This window comes from Paenibacillus sp. FW104-T2 (assembly GCF_058789975.1).
On the sequence record NZ_JBYTCE010000002.1, the window covers coordinates 78994 to 104802 of the forward strand.

The 25809-nt window shown below is 50.1% G+C and carries 20 protein-coding genes; all 20 read left to right on the forward strand.

Annotated elements, in window-relative coordinates; translation table 11 throughout:
* Positions 1-148 precede the first annotated feature (148 nt).
* The 20 genes from addB to AC3WQ3_RS03220 all read left to right on the forward strand — a co-directional run bounded on the left by addB (position 149) and on the right by AC3WQ3_RS03220 (position 25781).
* Entirely contained in the window at positions 149-3652 is a 3504-nt protein-coding gene (addB, locus tag AC3WQ3_RS03125; RefSeq protein WP_492471445.1) for a helicase-exonuclease AddAB subunit AddB, read from the forward strand.
* Entirely contained in the window at positions 3649-7911 is a 4263-nt protein-coding gene (gene addA, locus AC3WQ3_RS03130) for a helicase-exonuclease AddAB subunit AddA (RefSeq protein ID WP_492471446.1), read from the forward strand. Before addB ends, addA begins: the two co-directional genes overlap by 4 nt.
* Positions 7912-8117: 206 nt before the next feature.
* Positions 8118-9302 (forward strand): exonuclease SbcCD subunit D, encoded by a 1185-nt coding sequence (locus AC3WQ3_RS03135; RefSeq protein WP_127537749.1) that lies wholly within the window; start codon positions 8118-8120, stop codon positions 9300-9302.
* The gene (locus tag AC3WQ3_RS03140) at positions 9299-12718 is read left to right on the forward strand and encodes an AAA family ATPase (protein WP_492471447.1); all 3420 of its coding nucleotides are present in this window, start codon (positions 9299-9301) and stop codon (positions 12716-12718) included. The genes AC3WQ3_RS03135 and AC3WQ3_RS03140 overlap by 4 nt, the downstream gene beginning before the upstream one ends.
* A gap of 380 nt (positions 12719-13098) precedes the next feature.
* Positions 13099-13437 (forward strand): hypothetical protein, encoded by a 339-nt coding sequence (locus AC3WQ3_RS03145; RefSeq protein WP_492471565.1) that lies wholly within the window; start codon positions 13099-13101, stop codon positions 13435-13437.
* A 271-nt stretch (positions 13438-13708) separates the two neighbouring features.
* Positions 13709-14071, forward strand: a complete 363-nt coding sequence (locus AC3WQ3_RS03150; protein ID WP_095289876.1) for a histidine triad nucleotide-binding protein — start codon at positions 13709-13711, stop codon at positions 14069-14071.
* 174 nt (positions 14072-14245) lie between these two features.
* Positions 14246-14419: a 30S ribosomal protein S21 gene (gene rpsU, locus AC3WQ3_RS03155; protein ID WP_005547957.1), complete on the forward strand. Its 174-nt coding sequence runs from the start codon at positions 14246-14248 to the stop codon at positions 14417-14419.
* Between the two features lie 15 nt (positions 14420-14434).
* Positions 14435-14878 carry a GatB/YqeY domain-containing protein gene (locus AC3WQ3_RS03160; RefSeq protein ID WP_095289878.1) on the forward strand — a complete coding sequence of 148 codons (444 nt, stop codon included), beginning with the start codon at positions 14435-14437 and terminating at the stop codon, positions 14876-14878.
* A gap of 357 nt (positions 14879-15235) precedes the next feature.
* Positions 15236-16552: an NfeD family protein gene (locus AC3WQ3_RS03165; RefSeq protein WP_492471567.1), complete on the forward strand. Its 1317-nt coding sequence runs from the start codon at positions 15236-15238 to the stop codon at positions 16550-16552.
* Positions 16553-16705: 153 nt separating this feature from the next.
* Positions 16706-17716, forward strand: coding sequence for a flotillin-like protein FloA (floA, locus tag AC3WQ3_RS03170; RefSeq protein WP_095359498.1), 1011 nt, complete (start codon positions 16706-16708; stop codon positions 17714-17716).
* Between the two features lie 13 nt (positions 17717-17729).
* Positions 17730-18329 carry a YqfB family membrane protein gene (locus AC3WQ3_RS03175; protein ID WP_492471448.1) on the forward strand — a complete coding sequence of 200 codons (600 nt, stop codon included), beginning with the start codon at positions 17730-17732 and terminating at the stop codon, positions 18327-18329.
* Positions 18330-18503: 174 nt separating this feature from the next.
* Positions 18504-18797, forward strand: coding sequence for a sporulation protein YqfC (yqfC, locus tag AC3WQ3_RS03180; RefSeq protein WP_095289883.1), 294 nt, complete (start codon positions 18504-18506; stop codon positions 18795-18797).
* Positions 18794-19987, forward strand: a complete 1194-nt coding sequence (gene yqfD, locus AC3WQ3_RS03185; protein WP_492471449.1) for a sporulation protein YqfD — start codon at positions 18794-18796, stop codon at positions 19985-19987. Before yqfC ends, yqfD begins: the two co-directional genes overlap by 4 nt.
* 6 nt (positions 19988-19993) lie before the next feature.
* On the forward strand, positions 19994-20965 hold the full coding sequence (locus AC3WQ3_RS03190; protein WP_492471450.1) for a PhoH family protein: 972 nt from the start codon (positions 19994-19996) through the stop codon (positions 20963-20965).
* Positions 20966-20980: 15 nt separating this feature from the next.
* Positions 20981-23230, forward strand: a complete 2250-nt coding sequence (locus AC3WQ3_RS03195; RefSeq protein ID WP_492471568.1) for an HD family phosphohydrolase — start codon at positions 20981-20983, stop codon at positions 23228-23230.
* Between the two features lie 34 nt (positions 23231-23264).
* The gene (gene ybeY, locus AC3WQ3_RS03200; RefSeq protein WP_095289891.1) at positions 23265-23762 is read left to right on the forward strand and encodes an rRNA maturation RNase YbeY; all 498 of its coding nucleotides are present in this window, start codon (positions 23265-23267) and stop codon (positions 23760-23762) included.
* On the forward strand, positions 23762-24130 hold the full coding sequence (locus tag AC3WQ3_RS03205; RefSeq protein WP_095289893.1) for a diacylglycerol kinase family protein: 369 nt from the start codon (positions 23762-23764) through the stop codon (positions 24128-24130). Before ybeY ends, AC3WQ3_RS03205 begins: the two co-directional genes overlap by 1 nt.
* A gap of 58 nt (positions 24131-24188) precedes the next feature.
* Positions 24189-24602, forward strand: a complete 414-nt coding sequence (locus AC3WQ3_RS03210; protein WP_095359493.1) for a cytidine deaminase — start codon at positions 24189-24191, stop codon at positions 24600-24602.
* Positions 24603-24636: 34 nt separating this feature from the next.
* Positions 24637-25539 carry a GTPase Era gene (era, locus tag AC3WQ3_RS03215; protein ID WP_095359492.1) on the forward strand — a complete coding sequence of 301 codons (903 nt, stop codon included), beginning with the start codon at positions 24637-24639 and terminating at the stop codon, positions 25537-25539.
* A gap of 101 nt (positions 25540-25640) precedes the next feature.
* Entirely contained in the window at positions 25641-25781 is a 141-nt protein-coding gene (locus AC3WQ3_RS03220; RefSeq protein WP_336780547.1) for a YqzL family protein, read from the forward strand.
* The last annotated feature ends 28 nt before the right edge of the window (positions 25782-25809 follow it).

The following is a 25809-nucleotide window of genomic DNA, read 5'->3' on the forward strand; positions in this document are numbered from 1 at the left end:
TCCACGGTGTAATAAGCTGTGGGCTTGTTTCGTGTTACAGGAAATCATTTTGCCTTTACCGGATTGTGGCAAACGTATGTTCCGAACCAGGTCAGGTATGTTATACTGGGAATTAAAATCTTGTTCGTGATGGTTTGGAGGATTAGACATGTCTGTACGCTTTATTATTGGCCGGGCAGGCAGCGGCAAGACGACGCTGATTACCCGGGAAATTACGTCTTTGCTTCAAAAGGAACCTCAAGGCAAACCACTCATATGGTTGGTTCCGGAACAAAGCTCGTTTCGCACCGAGCAGGCTCTGGTTTCTTCTGGCGCGATCAAAGGCACCATGCGTGCAGAAGTATTGGGTTTCCGCCGATTAGCCTATCGTATCATGCAGGAAGCGGGTGGGTCTGCGCGGATTCCAATCGGAGCCGAGGGGAAAAAGATGCTGCTTTATAAAGTATTACAGCGGCGCAAGGAAGAGTTGAAGCTTTTTGGCGCTTCGGGCAATCAATTGGGCTTTATAGGGCATTTGAATGATTTGTACAGTGAGTTTAAGCGTTATGAACTAGATCCCGGCTTGCTGGAAGAAGGCCTTTCTAATTGGAATACATCTTCTTCAGCGCCGATCCTGGGTGACAAGTTACATGACTTGCTTCTTATATATCGTGATTATGAACAGGAACTAAAGGAACTCTACATCGATGATGAAGACACGCTGACAGAACTGAACGAACGTTTGCAAGAGAGTGAGCTTCTTCAGGATGCACAAATCTGGATTGACGGTTTTCAGGGCTTTACCCCACAGGAAATGAGCGTAATTGGAAGACTGATGCTTCAGTCCTCTTCAGTAACCATTACGTTGACCTTGGATCGGCCTTATGATCACGGCGCACTCCCCAGCGAATTGGATCTGTTCCATCCAACAGCGAGCGCATATGCGCGGCTCAAGGGTATGGCTGAGGATCTGGGAGTCATGAGCGAAACGATGGTGCTGCAGCCGGTTGTTTTGCCAAGATATGAGCACAGCCCTGGTTTGGCCCATCTGGAGTCTGGGTTCGACCGACGGATTCGTTGGAGAAGTGATGGCCGCGATGCGGGCGTGAAGTTATACGCAGCCGAAAATCGCAGGGCTGAGATGGAAGGTGCATTGCGGGAAATGCGCAGATTGGCTCAGGAGGAAGGCGTGCGTTATCGGGACATGGCCGTACTCGTTCGTCAGCTGGATGCCTATGCCGATATTGCCGAGCCACTCTTTAGGGACTATGACGTGCCCGTTTTCCTGGATCGCAGAAGAAGTGAGCTTCATCATCCGCTCTCGGAATTCATTCGTTCTGCAATTGATGTCGTTCGTCGCCGCTGGCGTTACGAAGATGTATTTCGCTGTGTCAAAACGGATCTGCTGCTTCCTCGTGATGGTTCCATCACTCGTGAAGATATGGACCAGCTCGAAAATTATATACTCGCGTGTGGAATTCACGGATACCGCTGGACCGACGGCAAGCCTTGGAAATACGTCCCGAGTCTGTCTCTGGAAGACAATGGACAAGACGGCCGAAGCCGAGGGCGGGAACAAATGCTGTCGCTCATGGAAAAATGCCGAACGGTCATTACGGATCCGATGGCTGCGTTTGAGAAACGCATGATCAAGGCCAAGACGGCAAGAGAACAGTGTGCTGCACTATATGGACTGCTCGAAGACGCAGAAATTCCCTGGAAACTCGAAATGATGTCTGCTGAGGCAACAGCTCAGGGTGACCCGGAGCGTTCGCGGGAACATCGTCAGATGTGGGGAGCTGTCCTGGATCTGCTGGACCAGATGGTGGATATGATGGGAACGGAACGACTGGACATCGATCTGTTTGCGGGCCTGATGGAGACGGGGTTGACTGAGCTGAAGCTAGGACTTGTTCCGCCGGCGCTGGATCAGGTGCTGGTCGGTTCCATGGACCGGACTCGCCTGCAGGATATCCAGTATGTATTCATTCTGGGAGCCGTTGACGGTGAACTCCCGGCTGTGCCGCAGGAAGATGGCGTGCTAACGGAGCAGGAGCGGGAGCTGCTGACCGAAAGAGGTCTCGGCCTTGGACCTGGAACAACAAGACGAATGCTGGACGAGCGTTTCCTGATCTATACCGCCTTGACTGCTGCAAGTAAGCAGTTGTGGTTAAGTTACCCTGTGGCTGATGATGAGGGCAAAACGCTTTTGCCTTCGGAAATTGTGAGACATGTACGAAAGATGTTCGGATTGAATGAAGTGCCACTTCTTGCACAGCCGCCAGTAACGGGTTTGGAAGAAGCTCACTGGCCTTACGTTATTCATCCAGAGCAGAGTCTGTCGGTTCTGATTGGGCAGCTGCGCAGATGGCGCAGGGGTGAAGAGATTCCTGAACTCTGGTGGTCGGTCTACAACTGGCACTGCACGAATGAGAGCCTCAGACCTCAGCTGGAGCGATTGCTGGGCTCCATTTTTTATCGCAATCGTGCATTGCCACTGCGCACTTCGACAAGCCGCCGATTGTATGGCACGGAGGTGCGGACAAGCGTTTCTCGAATGGAACGATTCGTGGCATGTCCATTCTCCCATTTTGCCTCGCACGGATTACGCTTGAAAGAGCGTCAGCTATATCGTCTTCAAGCTCCGGACATTGGGCAGCTGTTCCATGCTGCCCTGAGTCAGCTGGCGATACGACTCCGTGAAGAGAACCGCAGCTGGGGCAGCCTCTCTCCGGAACAATGCCGCAAGGAAGCGGAGCAAACGGTGGATCAGATTGCTCCTCAGCTTCAGGGCGAGATTCTGCTGAGTACGAAACGTTACGGCTACATTTTCCGCAAACTGAAGGATATTGTAAGCCGGGCTTCGGTCATTTTGGGTGAGCAATCGAGACGTGGGAGTTTTGAACCTATTGGTCTTGAGCTGGACTTTGGGCCAGGCAAACCCTTGCCGCCTCTTCGTTTCGAGCTGGAGAACGGGTGTGTGATGGAGATTGTGGGCCGGATTGACCGGGTTGATGTCGCCGAGGGAGAAAATGGACTTTTGCTTCGGGTTATTGACTATAAATCGAGCCAGACGGATCTCAAATTGCATGAAGTGTACTACGGACTGTCCCTGCAGATGCTTACGTATCTGGAAGTGCTGCTTAGTGCTGCCGAAGAGTGGCTGGGAGAATCGGCGATGCCTGGAGGAACATTGTATTTCCATGTGCATAACCCATTGCTGCAATCTGCGAACGGCATGACCTCAGAACAGGCGGGACAGGAATTGCTGAAACGCTTCAAAATGAAGGGCCTGCTTCTGGCAGATCGTGATGCCATTGCACAGATGGATAACACGCTGGATAAAGGCTACTCGGCCATTATTCCTGTTGCACTCAAGGCGGACGGCAGCTTCTATAGCAGCGCAGCGGTAGCTACGCCAGACCAGTGGGACACGCTGCTCGCATCTGTTCGAGGTAATATCCGGGAAATCGGGACCCGCATTACGGATGGGGATGTGGCCATAGAGCCTTACCGCATTCAGCAGGAGGTTGCATGCACATTCTGTCCGTTTAAACCCGTCTGTCAATTTGATGAGAATATTGAAGGCAATGAATATAATCTGTTGTCCAAGCCAGGCAAACAGCAAATCTGGGACATGCTGTCACACAACAAGGGAGGGGAGACGTCATGACGAATATGCCAAAACCGGAAGGCAGCTTCTGGAGCGATGACCAGTGGAGTGCAATTTCCCAGAGTGGTGAAGACATTCTCGTTGCTGCAGCAGCGGGGTCGGGTAAAACTGCTGTGTTGGTCGAACGGATTATTCGTAAAATAGCCGATCCTTCTCGTGGCTTCAGCGTGGATCGATTGTTGGTGGCTACCTTTACGAAGGCGGCTGCTGCTGAGATGAAGCAGCGTATTCGGGAAGCACTTGAACGTGCACTCGAGGAAGAGCCTGAGGAGGAGCATTTGCGCAAACAGTTATCGCTGCTTGGGCGAGCTTCAATCACAACGCTGCATTCATTTTGTATGGAAGTCATTCGCCGTTACTATCAGCAAATACCGCTTAACCCGGCTTTTCGGATATTAAACGAGAATGAAGCCGAAATGCTGCGTCAGGAGCTCCTGGAAGAGCTGTTTGAAGATAAATACGGGGAAGAAGGTGAAGGCAGCACATTCCGTGAGCTTGTGGACTGGTTCAGCGGTGAACGGAACGATGATGCCATGCACCGGCTTGTGCAGCGCCTGTATGATTTCTCGCGCAGTCACTCCTGGCCCGATCACTGGCTCGCCGAAATGGCATCTGCATTTCAAGTTGAAAGCGTAGAGGCCCTTGGTCATTCAGCATGGGTACAGAGCATTTTACGAGATGCCGCACTTACCCTGAGCGGTGCAGCGGGACTCTTGCGTCAAGGCATTGGCATTGCGTTACAGCCGGAAGGGCCAAAACCGTATGCGGATACCTTAAAGGAAGATCTGGCCATGGTGGAGGAGCTCCTGTCTGCCGTGGAGGTTATGCCATGGGAGAGACTGCCTGAAGTATTTCAGCCCGCAGCTTTTGGCAAGCTGAAACCCTGCAAAAAGGATCAAACCGATCCGGCGCTGCAGGAACAAGTGAAGGAACTTCGGGAGGCTGCAAAAAAGGCAATCACCGATCTGAAAGGCTCGCTCTTTGGCCGGAGTGCATTTTCCTTCTGGCAGGAGCTGGAGCAGGCTGCTCCGCTCATGCAGGAACTGTCCAAACTTGTAAGTGAGTTCGGCGAACGTTACAAGCTGGCCAAACAAGAGCGTGGGCAGGTTGATTTTAGCGATCTGGAGCATTATTGTCTTCACATTTTGCGTCATGAGGATTCCACGCCAGAGCTCTCCATGCCTTCAGATGCAGCAATGGAATACAGGGCTCGTTTTGATGAAGTGCTGCTGGACGAATATCAGGATACCAATACCGTTCAGGAAGATATCGTAAAGCTAATTTCCAGGGAGAATCCAGGTAATCGCTTTATGGTAGGAGATGTGAAACAGAGTATTTACCGTTTCCGCTTGGCTGAGCCGGGACTATTTCTTAATAAATACCGTCAATACAACTCTGACACCCAAAGTGATGAAGGAGAAGCAAGCACGCCGCGTGCAGGCAGACGCATTGACCTGGCACGTAACTTCCGTAGTCGTGCTGAAGTGGTTCATTCGGTAAATATGCTGTTCCGTCAGCTCATGAATGAGGGCGTAGCAGAGATCGCTTATGACGAACGGGCCCAGCTAGCCTATGGGGCTTCGTTTCCACCAGAAACCGAGGGAGATGAAGCTTATACGCCGGAACTGCTTCTGATTGACCGACAAGGGGGAGGCCCGGACCTGGGTGAGAGTGTAGATGAAAATGGAGATCACCTGGCGTCGGCTGAACTGGAAAGTGCCGAACTGGAAACGGCTCAACTGGAAGCACGGGCCATGGCTCGGCGCATTCGGGAGATCGTTGGCGATACCGATCAGCCTGCGTTGAATGTGTATGATAAGGCGTTAAAAACAATGCGTCCTGCCCGTTACGGCGACATTGTCATCCTGCTGCGCTCTGCCTTGATGTGGGCTCCGTTAATGATCGAAGAATTCAGGCAGCAGGGAATTCCGGCCGGAGGGGAGCAGAGCAAGGGTTATTTTCAGGCAACGGAAGTGGAGATCATGTTATCCCTGCTTCAGATCGTGGACAACCCAAGACAGGATATTCCGCTCGCTTCAGTCCTGCGTTCACCGATTGTGGGCTTAAATGAAGAGGATTTGGCACAAATTCGTCTGGGGGATAAAAGGCAGTCTTTCTATGATGCAGTTGTATCTGCTGTTCAGATCGGGCAAGTGACCAATGATGATTCGTCTGCAGTACAGATGCAATGGCCGGAAATCTGGACAGAACTGGAACAGGTCCAGCAAGAGGCCGCTGTTACAGCAGAGTCAGTGGTATCTGAGCAGCAATCTCTGAATGAGGGTATCGAAAAGGATGGTTATCATGATCCAGGAGAGCACTCAGCCCATGCAGGATCGGAATTAAAGCAGAAATTAATTCATTTTATGGGCCAGCTGCAGCAATGGCGGCTTGAGGCACGTCAAGGCAGTCTAAGTGAACTCATTTGGCGTATATACAGGGAGACTGGCTATTTGGACTGGGTAGGTGGTCTTCCGGGAGGTATACAGCGTCAAAGCAACCTGAAAGCCCTGTATGACCGTGCGCGTCAATATGAAGAATCGACGTCGAATCGGGGGTTGTTCCGCTTTTTGACCTATGTCTCCAGACTTCGTGAGAATGGTGGGGATCTGGGAACAGTGGCGGGATCGGGCGAACAGGACAATGCGGTCCGAATCATGACCATTCACCGGAGTAAAGGGTTGGAGTTTCCGGTTGTATTTGTGGCTGGCATCTCCAAAATGTTCAACCAGCAGGATCTGAATGCACCGTTCTTAATGCACAAGGAGCTTGGATTCGGTCCAAGATTTGTGGATCGGGAAAATAGGGTGGCTTATCCCACACTGGCTAATCTCGCCATTCGACGCAGAGCCCAGTTTGAGCTGCTGGCTGAGGAGATGCGGGTACTGTATGTTGCCCTGACTCGGCCCAAGGAGAAAATGATTCTGGTTGGGACGGTTAAGGATGCTGCCAAAAAGGCAGCCGCCTGGTCACAGATCAAAGACAGTTCGGAACTGATTCTGCCGGATTACCTGCTCGCGGCAGGACGAAGTTATCTGGATTGGATCGGACCGTCTCTAATTCGCCATCCGTCGGCGGCTTCATTACGCGAATTGGCTGGAGTACAAAATTCCTATGCTGCATGCCTGATGGATGATGAGTCACGTTGGAGCATCTCCATCCTGTCTGCCGATTGGGTGTCCAGGGAGACTTTTGTGGATTCAAAACATGGTGAGGAAGACGAATTGGCAGAAGCTCGCCAAGAACGAATGAAAGCTCTACAAGCTGTGAAACCGGTGATTTTATACCCCTCCACAATTCATGGTGAGATAGATCGAGATTTACCAGATGAGCCATCACGAGATGAGATGAAGGTTGATAGGGTCGGAACTGAAACCGAATGGATGCAAAACGTTGAGCGGCGCCTATCATGGACGTATCCATATGAAGCGGCAACCCAGGTGGCTGCGAGCACGTCCGTCTCAGAGTTAAAGACAATGCTTGCGATACAGGACCATCAACCTCTACATGTGATGGAAGAGCTGGAAAGACAAATGGATGATGCGGAGGTTCTCGAAAACCCGCAGTCCGAACATAAGGTCAGTAAGACACATCATGGACGGACGGATGGCTCGAATGAGCATTCCTTCAAATTGCATTTGCGTCGCCCGAAGTTTATGGAAGAGAAACAGTTGACGGGGGCAGAGCGGGGGACCGTGTATCATACGCTGATGCAGCATTTACCATTGGATGGAACGAAAGTGGATGCCGCGATTGTGGAACAGACGCTTGCAAGACTGACTACACTTCAGATTTTGCTGCCTCATCAGGCCGAAGTGATTGAACCTGAACATTTGGCTCAATTCTTTCAGACGGAACCAGGCACCGAGCTGCTGCGTGCTGACTGGGTAAAACGGGAGATTCCTTTTATCTATGGACTTCCAGCAGAGCATTCTCCCGCCGAATGGGTGCAGCATCTTTCATCGAATGCGGGAATGCAATCCCTGGATGAAGACAGCGGACTACAGGCTTCGCTCGAGAATGAAACCGTACTTGTGCAGGGGATCATTGATTGCCTCTACCAGGTGGACGGTGAACTTACGCTGCTGGATTACAAAACCGACCGGGTACTGGAACATCGCGGAGGATTAAACGAATTGACCAGAAACTATCGTTTTCAGCTGGAGCTGTATGGCCGGGCGATTGAAGATATTTTGGGGCGCAAGGTAGATCGAAAGTGGCTGTACTTCTTTGATGGTGGACATGCTGTAGAACTTTAATGGAGCAGCTTGAAACGGAAGATATATTCGTTATATGTGCTTGCGATTGACGATGAAAGTCACGAAGGGGACGAATCGGTTTCTTAGAAACGATGGTGTCCCCTTTGTTTCCGCATTGGATAGTGACATTCAGGAATGAGATGCCAATATTTGGGACTAGGCGCTCTTATGATTATGTTTTTGTAGGGAGAGGGGATGAACGGAATATGCGTATTTTGCACACCGGGGACTGGCATTTGGGAAAAACGTTGGAAGGAAGAAGCAGGCTGCGTGAGCAGGAAGAATTCGTCGATGAACTTGTTAGACTGGCAGATGAGCAGCAGGCTGATGCAGTGTTGATGGCTGGCGACGTGTATGACTCGGTCAATCCGCCTGCTTCGGCAGAGCAGCTGTTTTACGAGGCGGCAGCCAGGCTTACCGAGCGGGGGAGACCACTGGTAGTCATTGCAGGTAACCATGATCAGCCGGAACGGGTAGCCTCTGTGACACCACTTGTAAACAGACAGGGGATTACACTTGTGGGTATGCCAACGGCGGAAGCAGTGACTATTCATGCGCCTAGAACAGGCGAGACTGCCCAAATTGCTGCACTGCCCTATCCTTCAGAGGCAAGGCTTAATGAAGTTCTCACCACGGATGGTGATGAAAATGTGCTTCGTCAAGCTTATAGCCGCCGGGTTGGCATGCTCATGCAGCGTCTGGCTAACTCATTTGGTCCGGATACGGTGAATTTGGCGATGAGTCACATATATGTGCTGGGCGGGGTTGAAAGCGATTCGGAGCGCCCAATTCAGGTGGGCGGGGCTTACACCGTAGATCCCTCTTCACTATCGATCGGTGCCCAATATACAGCACTTGGACACCTTCATCGCGCTCAGGCTGTGAAAGGGGACGGCGTGATCCGGTATAGCGGATCGCCGCTGGCCTACAGCTTCTCGGAAGCAGGACAGAGCAAATCTGTAACGATGGTGGATTTGGCGCCAGGCGGAACTCCGAATGTAGAAGAAGTGCTGTTGTCCTGTGGACGCCCCCTTGTGCGCTGGAAGGCACGCGGAGGTCTGGCCGAGGTGTATCGCTGGTTGGAAGAGGGAAGAGACGCCCAAGCATTCATTGATATGGAAGTGTGGCTGGACGATGCCATGTCACTCAAAGAGATCCAGCAGCTGCGCAAGTCACATGATGGCATTATTCATATCCGTCCGGTGTATCCGGAGATGGCCGCTGCCGGATTGCTGGAGCAGCGTTCCGAGCTGCCTGTGCATGAATTGTTCCGCAAGTTCTATCAGCGTCAGACGGGCGGGGCACAGCCGGAGGACAGTCTGGTACAGCTGTTCCTTGAATTGGTGGACGAGGACGAGCCAGGTGTGCGTGAGGAGGTCGAAGGAAGATGAAGCCGATTTTATTAAAAGTGGCCGGATTGCAAAGTTACCGTGAAGCTCAGGAGATTGATTTTACGGTACTGACGGAAACCGGATTATTCGGAATTTTCGGCCCAACGGGCAGCGGAAAGTCTTCCCTGCTGGATGCCATTACTCTTGCCATGTACGGAAAGGTCGAGCGGGCAGTTAACGGAACTCAGGGGATTATGAATCATGCTGAGGATGCCCTCGCAGTCGCTTTTACCTTCGAACTGTCGTCAGCTGAAGGAGCGCGAAGATTTCGGGTGGAACGGCGTTTTAAGCGAAATAACGAAATATCGGTAAGCAATACGATCAGTAAATTTATTGAGACCGTAAATGGAGAGGAACAGGTGCTCGCTGACAAGCTAGCTGATGTGAACCGCTGTGTGGAAGAAGTGATCGGGCTCAAAATGGATGATTTTACGCGGGCTGTAGTGCTTCCTCAAGGGAAATTCGCTGAGTTTCTATCGCTGAAAGGCAGTGAACGACGCCAGATGCTGCAGCGGCTGTTTCATTTGGAAAAGTACGGGGATCAGCTTGCCATTAAGCTTAGCCGGCGCGTGAAGGATAACGATATGGTTCATCAAGCGCTCTTGGCAGAGCAGCAGGGTCTTGGCAATGCAAGTCAAGAAACGCTGGAAGAAACCAAACGTCTTCTGCAGGAGGCCGTGAAGCATGCGGAGCTTTCCCGTCAGACACTGGATGAAGCTGCGAAGGAAGCGGAACAGCTGGGTAAAATACGTGAATTAAGTCATGAACGCCAGAAGCGTCTGGATGAACAACATAAGCTCAAAGCTCTCGAACCGCAAATCGAAACCGGGGAGCAGCGCTTGAAGCAGTCGAGCTCAGCAGATGCCATACTGCCCGCGCTTCAGACGATGCGGGATGCAGTTACCCAGCATAAGCTGCGACAAACTGCAGCTTCTGCTGCACATGAACAAGCCGTGGAACACGAACGATTATCTGTGCTTGAAGCAGAAAAGGCCGAAACGACACGTGTACAGCTGGCTGAGGGCGAACCCAAGCTGCTGCTTCGGCTGGAGCAGTTGGAACAGGCCAAAGAGCTGCAGCGGGAACGAGACAGTCTTCTGGAGGACAGCGCACGTTTGAAGCAGCTTCTGGAGAAAGGACAGGCTGAGCAGGAAGTTCATGGCCAGCAGCTGGAGAAGGAAAAAGAACTGCAGCAGCGTGGACGAAAACGGCGGGAAGAATTGCAGGAAAGTCTGAAGCCAAATGAAGTCAAGTCAGAGGAGCGAAGACAACTGCAAGCTGCGCTGGAGCTTCGGCATCGGCTGGATACGGCAGCAGAGCAGCTGCGTCAGAATCAGGCCGAGATGGAGGCGTACAAGCAATCTGCCCATTTGGCAGAAAGTAAACTTCAGGCAGCGATAGGCGAAGAGGAACGCTTGAAAGAACAGCGGAAGCTGTTGATTGAACAGGCGTCGGCGGGTCTGGAGGCCATGCTTGCTTGTGAGCAGGACATTGGACGTGAACAAAGCCTGCTGGCCGGCGCGGAGGAGCAGCTGCGCGGCTCGATGCGCGAGCAGGAGCTGCACCGGCTCTCCTCCGCCTTGCGCGCCGAGCTGCGTGACGGCGAGCCATGCCCGGTGTGCGGCTCCGCACACCACCCGCTCCCGGCTGCGCCGCCGGGAGAAGGTCCACACGCAGGCGATGCGGACCTGGAATTGCTGCGCAGCCTGCAGGCAGAGCTGCAGGAGCTGCGCTTCGGGCTGCGCCAGCAGCTGCACGAACGTCGCAGCCTGCTGACGCAGCTTGGCGCCGCGGCCGGCGAAGCACCGGCCGCAGCCGAGGCCGCGCCTGCGGCAGCGGAGCAAGAGCCCGCAGGTTTGCCCGCACACGGGCAATCACCTGCGGACTGGGCGGCGCGTGCCGCAGCGCTGCGCGAGACCGCGCGTGCGTTGGCTGATGCCGCCACGCAAGTGCAGGCGCAAGCCGCCGCGCTGCAGCAGGCGGCTGTGGGTGCGCAGCAGCGCCGCATGGAGGCGGCAGCTGCGCAGGAGGCCGGCCGTGCCGGTCTCGTCCAGGCGGAGCGCAAGCTGGCTGAAAGCGAGGCAGCAGCGGCGGCATTGCAAGGCCGCTGGGCCTCAGAACTGCCCGGCATCGCCCCAGAGGAGGCTGTCGCCCTTCATCAGGTGATGCAGGAACGCGATGCACGTGCCGAAGACATCAAGGAACGGCTGAACAAGAGTGTCACGTTTTTGGAAGAAAAGGAACAGTCCGTACAGTCCCTCCAACAAAAGCTGGTTGAACTGGACAAACAGCTGATCCAGTGGCAAACCGAGTGGCAGGGAAACCGTAAACAGCTGGCCGAGAAGGAAGAACGACTGCGCCAGTGGGTGGGCGAACAACGTGTAGAAGAGCTCATCGCTGTCACGCAGTCGCAGCTGGATGGGCTGCGAAAAGCAGCAGCCGACTCGGCCCGGCGCTTCAAGGAAGCGGACAACCTGAAACAGGAGTCTGCCAAGCAAGACGTTATGGCCAGACAGGCCCTGACTTCAGCATCGGAGCATCTGGAACAGGCGCAGGCACGCTGGCAGCAATTGCTTGATCAATCTCCATTTGACTCTGAACAAGCCGTTCTGGAGGCAGCGATTCCTGCAGATGAGGCTGAGCGACTGGCAGCAGAGATTCAGCATCATCGTGAAAGGGAACGTGAGCTGGTTTCCCAGCTGCGTGAACTGGAGCAAAAGCTGGGTGGAGCAGAAGTGTCCGAAGAGCAGTGGTTAGCCTGCACTGAACGTCTGAAGGTACGACGTGCTGAGGATGAAGCTGCGCTAAGTGCGAAGGCTCGTGCAGAACGGGATCTGGAAGATGTTCAGCAGCGTCACGTTCGCTGGACCGAATTGGAGAACAAACGGGTAGAAGTGAGTCATCACGGGGAGCAGCTCAGCAAACTGCAGGCAGCCTTCAGAGGCAATGCATTTGTAGAGTATATTGCAGAAGAGCAGCTCATGCAGGTTAGCCAAGCTGCCTCACAGCGTTTGCGTTTTCTTACGAAGCAGCGCTATTCACTCGAGGTGGATTCGGGCGGTGGATTTGTCATCTGCGATGATGCCAACGGCGGAGTTAAGCGTCCGGTATCCACTTTATCTGGTGGAGAGACCTTCTTGACCTCGTTGTCCTTGGCACTCGCCTTGTCCGCACAGATTCAGCTGCGCGGCCAGTACCCGCTTCAATTCTTCTTCCTGGATGAAGGATTTGGAACATTGGACCCGGATCTGCTGGATACGGTCATTACATCGCTCGAGAAATTGCATGATGATCGTTTGGCCGTCGGGGTCATCAGCCACGTACCGGAACTGAGGGCTCGTCTGCCGCGCAAGCTGGTTGTTATTCCTGCGAGCGAAGCAGGAGGCGGTTCACGGGTAGTATTGGAGAGTCTCTGATATACAAATGTTCTTTGCTTGCTCCGAAAGCTAATAAAGCTATCTGATTTTAACAGCGGAGAATCGGTATTGACTTACTTCGACTGTAAAACGAGGATATTTAAGTTGAATCTTGTAAAATGGAGTGAGTTACCTCACAGATACAGGTTCAACCAGCTGTTATACTACAGTCAAGCCGACATACCTTATGTAAAGTACCCCGGCGGACGTTTGATCAGGAAGCTTCCCGGTCAGACGTCCGCGGCAGCTGATTTCATTCGAAATCCGCTCAGGGGGTGCTTCTTTTTTTTGCCCTGTTCCTTTAGTGTCAATTCGCCCAGATCTGAATACCATGAAAGGGTGATGAAGCACGATAAGGGAGGCGTACTGAATTGGAGAAGATGGAAGCAAAGAAGATCTGTAAGGAACACATTCATCGTTATGTATGTGTACAGATGAAGGATGGAAGTCATTATGATGGTATTATGGAAAATGTGGATGACGACATGATTTATTTGGCAGTGCCTGTCGGTCCTGAAGCCGCGCATCATGCAAATTGGGGACCAAACGCGATGCCGGGAGCAGGTTATCCCGTATCTCATGCTCGTGGGTTTTATCCGGGGTACGGTTACCCGTATCCATATCCCTATCCATACTATGGTTATGGTCGCAGACGTTTTAACAGACTGGTGCTTCCCTTGATCGGGCTGACTGCATTAACACTGCTGCCATATTATTAATGGAGGACTGAAAGTCGGATTAGGATTTAAACAATCATGAGGACCATTCTCATCTTGGCAACATGCTGCTGCCTACCTGGATGTAGAAAGGTCCTTTTTTGTGCTACTCATCAACGATAGTGAATGAGAATTGTATGGGGGAAATGCATGCTAGCAAAGGGGCTAGCTTATTGAGTTTAACTATTTTTCATGTGAGATTGGACGTCACTTTTCACTTACGGTATGATAGAGAGGCATACATAAATCTTCAAATCAAAGGAGGGTATGAACAATGGATTGCTTGTTTTGCAAAATTGTAGAGGGCAGCATTCCCTCCAATAAAGTTTTGGAGAATGAACATGTGGTTGTCTTTCACGACATCCAGCCCGCTGCACCGACACATGTCCTCGTTATTCCGAAAAAACATATTGCTTCCATGAATGATGTGACAGCAGATGATATAGCACTGATTGGTGAGGTTCATCTGGCAGCACAGGAAGCAGCGAAACGCCTTGGGGTCGATGAGTCCGGTTATCGTTTGATTAATAACTGCGGCAAAGATGGGGAACAAACCGTCCATCACCTGCACTATCATCTGCTTGGAGGCACCAGACTCGGTGCGCTGACAAGCCTATCGGATTCGCACAAATCATAATGGATCCTGTGCTCTACATCTCCTGTTGGGTGGTGAAAAAAGAAGCACTGTGATTCGCATAAATAAAGTGATCATTACGTTAAGGTTGACACCTTTATTACCTTTCGCCTATAATGAAAGGTGATGAACCGTGTTATTGCTCTTGGACGGTCTGGTCGGAGGGAGGGAAAACTGGTGTCTGAAACTAAAGTTCGCAAAAACGAGACTATTGATGCTGCACTTCGTCGCTTTAAACGTTCCATCGCTAAAGATGGCGTCTTGGCTGAGGTGAAGAAACGTAAGCATTATGAGAAGCCAAGCGTAAAGCGCAAGAAAAAGTCCGAGGCTGCTCGTAAGAGAAAGTTTTAGGAGGATTTGAACAACATGAATCTTAGCGAACGATTGAACGAAGATATGAAGCAAGCGATGAAGAGCAAGGACAAGTTCAAGCTCTCCACCATTCGGTTGATTCGTTCGACGATCAAGAATCTTGAAATAGATTTGAAAAGAACTTTGGATGACAACGAAGTGCTTGATATCCTGAGTCGTGAAATCAAACAGCGCAAAGATGCCCTCCAAGAATTTGACAAAGCGGGCCGTGAAGAACTCGCGGCAAATGCAAAAGCGGAAATTGATATAATTGGTCAGTACCTTCCCGCACAGCTTACCGAAGAAGAAATTAAAGTTATTGTACAGCAGACCATCCAGGAAACCGGTGCTTCTTCGAAAGCCGAGATGGGGAAAGTCATGGCGGCCCTTATGCCGAAAGTTAAAGGCAAAGCGGACGGCAAACTGGTTAATCAAGCAGTTCAACAATTTCTGCAATAAAGCAATCAATGAACACCTCCTGACTTGTCAGGGGGTGTTTTTTCCTGTTTGTATGGTACTGAATTTATATCTCAGACTTTATTAGATTTAGCATGGGAGAATTCGATGTACAGGAGAAAGAAACAGTACAATTTTCAAAACAGACAAAAAATTTACTTTAAAATGGTTAATATACATAAAATTAGATTTAATATCTTGCAATTCCTCTGGGTTTCAAATATAATTTTAAGATTTTGAAACGAAATGTTGCATTGTACGTAATAAATACCATAAGCTGGACAGTATAACAATAATGGAAAAGGGGGGATTATTGTGAAGGGAAAGCGCCGGAAGAGGCTTGCGGGGCCATTGTTGCTCATGATGCTGCTGACACTGCTGCTTCCTCTCTGGGTTGGATCGCCGTCTGCACAAGCAGCTGAAAAGAGCGGCGCCGTATATATTATTCCGGTTGATAAACCAATCGAGCAGGGGTTAGGCAAGTTTATGGAGCGTGGCTTCAAGGAAGCTGAATCGATGAATGCTGGCCTGATTGTTCTGGATATCAATACGCCGGGAGGACGGGTCGATACGGCTGAAGAACTGGGTAACTTGATTAAAGAAAGCCCTGTTCAGACCGTTGCCTTTGTCCGCGGAGATGCTGCTTCGGCTGGAAGTTTTCTGGCCTTGAATGCAGATAAGATCGTAATGTCGCCAGGAAGCATGATTGGCGCGGCAGCGATGGTGGACAGCACGGGTAAGCATGTCGATGATCCGAAGCTGGTTGCATTCTGGAAGAGCAAAATGCAGGGAGCGGCAGAACAAGGCGGCCGTGACGGTAGTATCGCTGCCGGAATGACAGATGTCAACATGGTTGTGGAGATGCCGGAGATCAACAAAACAAAGCAAAAAGGTGAAATTATTGCCTTGTCAGCCGAGGAAGCGCTGAAAGTGGGATATGCGGACCATATCAGTTCAACTCCGGAAGAGGCAGCAGCTTGGTTGGGGTATGGTCAGGATGATGTATTTACTGTGGAGCGAACCGCTGCAGAGAATATATCTTCTTTTCTGACGAATCCTGTTGTGATGACTGTACTACTGTTTCTTGGAATTGCAGGCGTAATTATTGAACTGATTGTGCCTGGATTCGGAGTGCCTGGCATTGTGGGGATCGTCTGCTTTATCCTCTATTTCTCGGGGAACTACATTGCTGGATTTGCAGGAGCAGAGACATGGGTGCTGTTTACGGTTGGACTCATCATGATGATTCTGGAGATGTTCATTCCAAGCTTTGGTATCCTGGGCATACTGGGATCCATTGCGCTTGTGGCTGGTGTCGTGCGTGCGGCTTATGACACAAGTGATGCATTTGTATCACTGGGAATTGCTTTCGGAGCAGCGCTGGTGGTTATAGCCATCGTGGTGATACTGTTTAATGACAGAGGCATATGGAATCGATTTATACTGAGTGACAGATTGTCTGCCGATCGAGGTTATTCATCTGCGACAGAACGTAAAGAACTGATTGGTCTCCAAGGGATCAGCCTGACTCCGCTTCGTCCTTCTGGAACAGCAATATTTAATGGGGAACGGGTCGATGTGGTTTCGGACGGGGACTTTATTCCAGTTGATACACCGATTATTGTGGTTAAAGCCGAAGGCACCCGGATTGTGGTCCAACAAGCTTTGCCGGTGTAAAACGCTTGTTTTGCCGGAGTTCTGATGGGCTTCGGCAGTGTACATAACCATAAGGCAGTGCTGCTTGCCGAATGGTGTTTTTCTAAAATTAGCAGCATAATCTTTTAAGATGATTTTTTACAAAATTTAAGTGCAAATGGAGGAATTTTGACTATGGAACCAACCTTGATTACGGTTTTGCTCGTTGCGGTAGTTGCCATTATCGTATTGAGCGTATTCTTCAGCTTTTTCCCAGTAATGCTCTGGATCTCGGCCATTGCATCCGGTGTACGTGTCGGAATTATTACACTAGTAGCGATGAGACTCAGACGTGTAACACCTAGCCGAATCGTAAATCCAATGATTAAAGCAACCAAAGCCGGCCTTCAGCTTTCAATGAACCAACTGGAGAGTCACTTCCTTGCCGGTGGTAATGTAGACCGTGTAGTAAACGCTCTGATTGCAGCTCAGCGAGCAAACATTCCGCTGGAATTCGAACGTGCTGCAGCGATTGACCTCGCAGGTCGTGATGTACTGCAGGCTGTACAAATGAGTGTTAATCCGCGTGTCATCGAGACACCAATTGTATCTGCGGTAGCCAAAGATGGTATTGAAGTTAAAGTTAGAGCTCGGGTTACAGTTCGGGCCAATATCGACCGCCTCGTCGGTGGTGCTGGTGAAGAAACGATCATCGCCCGTGTTGGTGAGGGTATCGTAAGTACAAACGGTTCCTCCAATTCCCACAAAGACGTTCTGGAAAATCCGGATCTGATCTCCCGTACTGTATTGTCCAAAGGTCTGGATGCCGGTACAGCTTTTGAAATCCTGTCCATCGATATTGCGGACGTGGATGTAGGTAAGAACATTGGTGCGTTCCTGCAAACCGAGCAGGCTGAGGCTGACAAACGCATCGCTCAGGCGAAAGCGGAAGAACGTCGCGCAATGGCTGTAGCCCAAGAGCAAGAGATGAAGGCACGAGTAGTGGAAATGAGAGCGCGTGTGGTTGAATCCGAATCCCAAGTACCTTTGGCGATGTCCGAAGCACTTCGTAGCGGTAAAATCGGGGTCATGGACTACATGAACCTGAAAAATATTGAGGCTGATACTCAAATGCGCAATACTTTGGGAAAACCTGGTGAAGGTTCGAATTCCAACGATCAGGGTGATTCCAAAAACGGAAGATAGGCGGTGAGTGCATATGGGCCTATTTGAATGGATTTTTGATAATCTGTATATAGTGGCCGTCATCGGTTTTGCGCTCTTCTCTTTCTTGGGAAAAGCCGCCAAAACGGCTGATCCGAACAAAAAGCGTCCTGGCAACGGGATGCCTACATTTGGAGGCAGCGGTAATTCAGAACGGGATGATCGCTCGAGAGACAACTCATCTCCACAGCAGTCTTCCGGACCAGCAGATCCCCGTTATGATGAACAGTATGACGATCGATATGACGAAGAGCAATATGAAGAACGTTATGATCAGCCTTATTCGGAACCTGCTGCAACTTCTCGCCCCGCAAGTGACTACAGAAGTGAGGGCTCTATGAGCGCCATGGAAAATTCACTAGAGGAACAGATGAGAGGAATGGAACAACAGCAGCGCTTGATTGAAGAGCGATTGAATCGCATTTCTTCTGCAAATAGACCCGTTGTGTCTGACTCCGGCTGGGATGAGTCCAGCACCGATGAATCGGGAGCGTCTCCGCTCCGACCGGCGGATATTCGCACGGGTGTATTATGGGCAGAAGTACTGGGTTCTCCCCGTTCCAAGCAACCGTTCGGTACGCGAGGGAAACTGTAGCAAGTCAAGCTATTGGACGGGAATAGAGCCGTCTCTGGTGAGCAATATGCCAGAGACGGCTTTTTTTGTTGTGCTCCTTTTTAAAGAATTAATGATCTAACAGAAGCTGTAGTTTTCATAAAATCATGTTTCTCCGCATAAGTTGAACTGTAGAGGAAGGGGGAAGACCTTCGTATGACCCGGATCAGCCGCAAGCTGCGCAGATGGACCAGTGAGGTGCTGGATTTGCCGCAGGACGTGCTTTATGATATGCCACGGTTAACCCTGATCGGCAGCAAGCAATTGTATATCGAAAATCATCGCGGTGTGATCCATTTTACGCCGAATCGCATTGTTCTGGCTTTGACCCAGGGTCAGCTCGAGATTAAAGGCGTTGATCTGATGATTCGCAATATTTTGCCGGATGAAGTGGCGGTGGAAGGGACAATTCTGGATATACATATGAATGGAGCGGAGGGAAACGGATGAAACAGCCCAGTCTGTACAAACTGCGAGGTGCAGTCCGAATAACGGTCACTGGGGGAGACATCGAAGCGCTGATCAACATGGTGGCAGAGCAGGGACTGGAAGTGTGGAACCTGCGTGCCCATGATGGACGCAAGGCAGAGATGAATATTCTGCTGCCGCATTTTTTTAGGCTGCGTCCTTTGTTGAAGCGGACAGGCTGCAGGGTGAAGGTGACGCACCGCAGCGGGATTCCTTTTTTTATGGCCAGATTAATGAAAAGGAAGTTCTTCCTTGGGGGCATGGTGCTTTTCGTGATTGCCATGTTTGCATTATCATCGATGGTCTGGAATGTTGAGGTGAAAGGGAATGTGAAGATTCCCACTGATGTGGTGCTTGCTGCAGCCAAAAAAGAAGGGATATATCCTTTCCAGTGGGGGTTCAGACTCCAGAGTCAGGACAAGCTCTCCAGGCAGATGGCTTTGGCACTCCCCGACGTAACCTGGATCGGTGTGAGCAAAGAGGGGACAACCATTACGATCCAGGTCGTGGAATCTGCACAGCCTCAACGCGAACCGCTGCTGAATCCAAGGCACTTGGTGAGCAAATCGGATGCAGTCGTTACTCAGATATACGCAGAACAGGGGCGTCCTGTTGTGCAGAAGGATACACGTGTTAAGAAAGGTCAGGTATTAATATCGGGGATTTTGGGTGATGAAGAGAATACAGAGAATGTTGTGGCCAAAGGCGAGGTTCGTGGACTCGTATGGCGTGAATATGAGGTGGAAGTACCTCTCGTGCAGAAACACAACACCTTGACAGGTGAGAGTAAGGAACGTTTCTATGTTGTGCTTGGGGATTGGGCTGTTCAGCTGTGGGGATATGGGAAGACGCCTTTCAGTTCTTTCAATACGGCGAGTGACCATAAGCCGCTAACATGGCGATCGTTCACGCTTCCGCTGGGATGGTTGACTGAGACCGATATGGAGACCACGCAGCAAGAGGAACAAAAGACGGTGGAGTGGGCCCGAACGAAAGGGCTGGAGGGAGCCAGAAACGATATTATCGCCAAAAACGGCAAAGGAACAAAAATTTTAAGTGAAAAAATTTTGCATGAGAAGAAAGAGAATGGTAAAGTTTATATGAAAGTATTATTTGAAGTGGAAGAAAGCATTGCGGAAGAACTTCCGTTAGTCCATAGTCAAGGAGAATGAGGCTATTTGTCAGAACAAACACGCAGCATACGAATCTCCCTCCAGAGTGCGGGAGAGGGTCAATCTCTTTTTGGACCCCAAGATATTTTTCTGAAACTGATTGAATCCGAGATTCCAGCCCAGATCGCTTCTCGCGAAGCAGAGATTGTCATTCATGGCAATACAAAGAATGTGGAATCGCTTGAACAATTATTTGATGTGTTACTGCAATTGGTGCGTAACGGGTATGTGCTAACCGAGCGAGACGTCAGCTATGCCATTGAACTGGCTAAGGATCTGCGTGCAGACCAGCTGCTTGATCTGTTCAAGGGTGAGATAACGACGACTTACCGGGGCAAACCGATTCGTGTTAAAACCATTGGACAGAAGCACTATGTAACGACAATTAAGAAACGTGATGTTGTATTCGGCATCGGTCCAGCTGGTACGGGTAAAACCTATCTGGCCGTTGTACTGGCGGTTACAGCTCTCAAGGAAGGCAGCGTTAAGCGCATCGTGCTTACACGGCCTGCTGTTGAAGCGGGCGAGAGCCTGGGCTTCTTGCCTGGAGACTTGCAGGAAAAGGTTGACCCTTATCTGCGGCCTTTGTACGACGCCTTGTATGACGTTATGGGACAAGAGCAAACGGCCAAGGCACTGGAGCGCGGTTTGATCGAAATTGCGCCACTGGCATATATGAGGGGGCGTACACTCGATGACTCGTTCATCATTTTGGACGAAGCTCAGAATACGACGCCTGAACAGATGAAGATGTTTTTGACCCGTCTTGGTTTTGGCTCCAAAATGGTCATTACCGGAGACGTAACGCAAATTGATTTACCTCGCGGCAAAAAGTCTGGACTGGTGGAAGCAAAAACGATACTCAGTGAAGTTGAAGAAATTGGATTTGTCTATTTTGCCGAGCAAGATGTTGTACGGCATTCCCTCGTCCAAAAAATTATCGTTGCATACAACCACGCCGCAGAAAATCAAGAATAGAAGGGATTGTCTAAAGTGACCTCGAAGGAACTGTCAAAAGGCAAATCTTTTCAGAATAGAACCACAGGATGGAAGTATAGCGTGTGGGCACGCTATCTTCTGTTTTTGTTTCTGGTGATACTCTTCTACTTCAGTCTGGCCTCCAAGCTGCTTCCCGAGCGGTATGACATTCAGGAAGGCACACGAAGCGAAGTGGATATTGCTGCGCCCATGCAGATTCCAAACACGAAGGCAACGCTGAAAGCTCAGGAAGAAGCTGCTGAGCGTGTACAGCCGATCTATCAAATTGTGCAGCTGCGAAATGAAAATTTGATGACCACCCTGCTGGATCGTATTGACCGTCTGAATCAGGATGACCAGATTTCCAGTCAGGACAAGATTGATATTTATAGTGATGAGATTCCGCAGCGGCAGAAGGATTTTGTGTCCAACTTTATCAATAACAATCGGAAAGCGGGTACATATTCCGAAACTCTTTTGGAAGAGATCAGAAACGTGGTGCAGGAGCAAAGCTACCGAATTCCGGAAGAAACCTATATCAAGATATCTCGCTTGACCTCAGATGATATCCAGGAGATGAAGTCCGTTGGACGGGATATCGTGTCCAGATTGATGACGGATCAGATCAGTGATGCTACGACAGCAAGGGCAAAAGTTGCCGAAATGGTAAGTGTAAGTTCCCTTAGCAAGCGCACGCAGCGTGAGGTTGTTCAGGAGCTCGCCCGTCTTGTAGTAACGTCCAATCGTTTCTATGATGAAGAGGGGACAAAGGAAGCCAAGGTACAGGCTCGTGAAAATACACAGACAGTCTATATCAAGCAAGGTGATACACTGGTTGCCAAGGGCGAAATGATAACCCCCGAAATGTACGCCCTTCTTGATGAAAATGATTTGTTGAAAAACGAAGTGAACTACTGGCCGCAGCTAGGTCTTCTCATGCTGTCTTGTCTGCTGTCGGCAGCAATTCTGATGTATATTCAGCAATTCAGCGGAACGCATTTCAAATATAATAATGCACAGCTGCTGATGCTTGTACTCATTTTCATTATTACGATTGTGCTTATGCATGTAACGGCATTCATCCAGACAGCAGACAGGTCATATGTCGGCTTCCTTGCACCAGTTGCAGTGGGGGCGATGTTAATTGCCTTGTTGCTGGATACATCGCTTGCTTTCGTTTGCTCGATCATCATTGGCATGTTGTCAAGCATCATCCTGAATACGCATCAAGGTCAAATTTTTGATTTTGAGCTTGGCTTTTTTGCGGTGCTGGTGTCTTTTGTTGCCATCTTCGCGACATACCGGGCAAGCCAGCGCTCCACCATCTTAAAGGGGGCCATCATGGTCTGCCTGTTTGGTTCCATTGCCGTCTTTACACTGTCGTTGATTGATACGGGGGACTGGAATCGTACAACAACACTGTATGGCGTAGGATTTGCTTTTGCCGGTGGTGTACTAACAGCGATTCTCGTTATTGGGCTTATGCCGTTTTTCGAAACTTCGTTTGGTATACTATCAGCACTGAAGCTGGTGGAGCTGTCCAACCCGAACCACCCGTTATTGCGCAAATTGCTGACAGAAACACCGGGCACGTATCATCACAGTGTCATGGTAGGAAACCTGTCCGAGGCCGCGGCCGAGGCTATCGGAGCGAATGGTCTGCTCTGCCGAGTTGGTTCGTATTACCATGATATTGGCAAGACCAAGAGACCGATATATTTCATTGAAAATCAGAACAATATGGAGAACCCCCATGATTCCATTGATCCTAAATTGAGCAAATCAATTATCGTTGCGCACGCACGAGATGGTGTGGAAATGCAGAAGGATTACAAGCTCCCGAAACCGATCCGGGATATCGCGGAGCAGCATCACGGGACGACCTTCCTCCATTACTTCTATCACAAAGCGCTGCGTCAAGCTGAGGAAGCGGGAGTGGAGCCTGATTTTACAGAAGAAGATTTCCGTTATCCAGGTCCAAAAGCCCAATCCAAGGAATCGGCTATCGTGGGGATAGCGGATAGCGTTGAAGCAGCAGTTCGGTCGCTGCGCAAACCGACTGTGGAACAAGTGGAATCCATGATTGAGAAGATTATCAAGGGACGTCTCGATGACCATCAGTTTAACGATTGTGATCTCACCATGCGTGAATTGGATATCGTAGCGAAGACCTTGAAAGAGACGGTAATGGGAATTTTCCACTCCCGGATTGAATACCCGGAAGAGATCAAAAAACCGAAGCCGACCTCACCTGAAGCAGGTTGACTTACTAATATGAGCAGACAGGAGTTATGAAAGAATGAGTCTTAACCTGGCATGGAATAATGATCAACAGGATAAAGAAATTACTGAACAGATGATTGCAATGCTGGAGCAATTGCTGAACCTGGCAGGAGAAGCTGAAGGCGTGGCAGATGGAGAAGTTGCTCTCACATTTGTGGATGATGCCCAGATTCATGAGCTGAACCGCGATTACCGCGGAATCGATCGTCCGACAGATGTGCTGTCATTTGCCATGAATGAAACCATGGATGAGGAACTGGACATCATCTACGAACTGGATGAGGATGAAGAGATGGAGGAGATGCCAGATGTTCTCGGTGACATCATTATCTCCGTTCCTCGTACGATCCTGCAAAGTGAAGAATACGGGCATTCATTTGAACGTGAGCTTGGTTTCCTGTTTGTGCACGGTTTCCTGCACCTGCTCGGATATGATCATCAGGACGAAGCAAGCGAAGCCGAAATGATGGGCAAACAGGAAGCTGTACTCGCCCAGGCCGGGTTGACACGATAATGAAAAGGCGCTCCTGGAGTCTGGTGTTCCGCAATGCGGCAGAAGGAATCGTATACGGTTTTCGGACACAGCGAAATGTAAGGGTTCATTCGGGAGTAGCCGTCATCATGTGTTCGGCAGGATTTATCTTCGGGATTTCGAGAACAGACTGGATGTTTGTGCTGACAGCCATCTTTTTGGTGCTGGTCACCGAATTAATGAACACGGCCGTAGAGGCAGCGGTAGATCTGGCACATCCGCATATTCATCCGCTTGCAAAAGCGGCGAAAGACACCGCGGCTGGCGCAGTTTTGCTGGCTGCGGTGTTCGCTGTAGTCATCGGATGTATGGTGTTCTTCAAACCGGTTTTACATTGGCTTGGTTTCTGATAAGCCTGTTATAACATGAAGTTTATTATAGTGATAACCTGAGGGAGAGATTTGGATTATGGATAATCAACAGCTCATGCAAGAAGCCATTAAGGCACGTGCAAAAGCATACACACCTTATTCCCATTTTGGCGTAGGGGCAGCTCTGCTGGATAGCGAAGGCAATGTGCATCATGGATGCAATATTGAGAATGCTGCCTATACACCAAGCAACTGCGCGGAGCGAACAGCACTTTTTAGTGCGATTGCAGGGGGGCAGCAGCCTCGCAGTTTCAAGGCCATTGCCGTTGTAGGAGATACGGAAGGTCCAATCGCTCCATGTGGCGTGTGTCGCCAGGTTATGGTTGAGCTGTGTGAGCCGGATATGAAAGTCATCATGGGCAACTTGAATGGTGACCTGCAGGAAACGACGGTTGCCGAGCTGCTGCCTTGGGCTTTTGGTCCGTCTGATTTGGATTTTGCCAAAAAATAAACTATTCCAGGCCTAGGCGCCTGAGGAGGAACATATGAAGAAAAAAGCATTTAAATCGGGTTTTGTAGCTATTGTTGGGCGTCCTAACGTTGGTAAATCGACTTTGATGAACCAGGTTATTGGTCAAAAAATAGCCATTATGTCGGACAAGCCGCAAACCACTCGTAATAAAATACATGGCGTTTACACATCCGATGACAAGCAAGTTGTCTTTTTGGACACACCAGGTATTCACAAACGGCAATCCAAGCTGGGTGACTATATGAACCAGACTGCCCTGAATACACTCGGGGAAGTGGAAGCAGCTCTGTTCCTGATTGACGCTTCCGAAGGAATGGGCGGTGGTGACCGTTACATCGCAGAACAACTGAAAAATGTTCGGACTCCTGTCATTTTGGTGATGAACAAAATTGATAAAATCGAACCGGAAGCGCTGCTGCCGCTTATTGAGGAGTATCGCAAGCTGCATGATTTCGCAGAAATTGTACCGGTCTCTGCCAAACTCGGCAGCAATGTAAGTACACTGCTTGATCAGATCGGCAAGTATTTGCCGGAAGGACCGCAATACTACCCGGAAGATCAGGTTACAGACCACCCGGAACAGTTCGTTTGTGCGGAGCTGATTCGGGAGAAAATTCTGCAAATGACCCGGGAAGAGGTTCCCCACTCCATTGCTGTAACCATTGAGGATATGAAGGTTCAGGACAACGGGGTAGTATACATTTCAGCCGTTATTTTTGTAGAGCGTGACTCTCAAAAAGGGATTATTATCGGTAAACAGGGAGCCCTGTTAAAAGAGGTCGGCAAACGTGCGCGTACGGATATTCAGAACCTACTCGGTTCGAAAATCTTTATGGATCTGTGGGTTAAGGTGAAAAAGGATTGGAGAAATCAGGATCGCGTTCTGCGTGATCTCGGCTTCCACCGTGACGTTTAATCGAACAAGTATCCATTAATTGCAACACATAGTTTACCTTGCAAGACTCCATCCTAATTGGTAGATGCAGACGTCATTTCCGAAGAGAGGATGAAATTCTGATGCGAGATTTTTCGTGGAAGGTTTTTGCAATGACGGGGGATGTGGAGTCCTATTTGTTGTATACCGAGGCTAGTGCGCCAACAGGACAGGAGTCTGATACTGCAGGGGAAGTGATAGAAGATGAAGAAGCCGAGGGTTAATTGGCTGATTCGGGAATGGTTAGGTGAC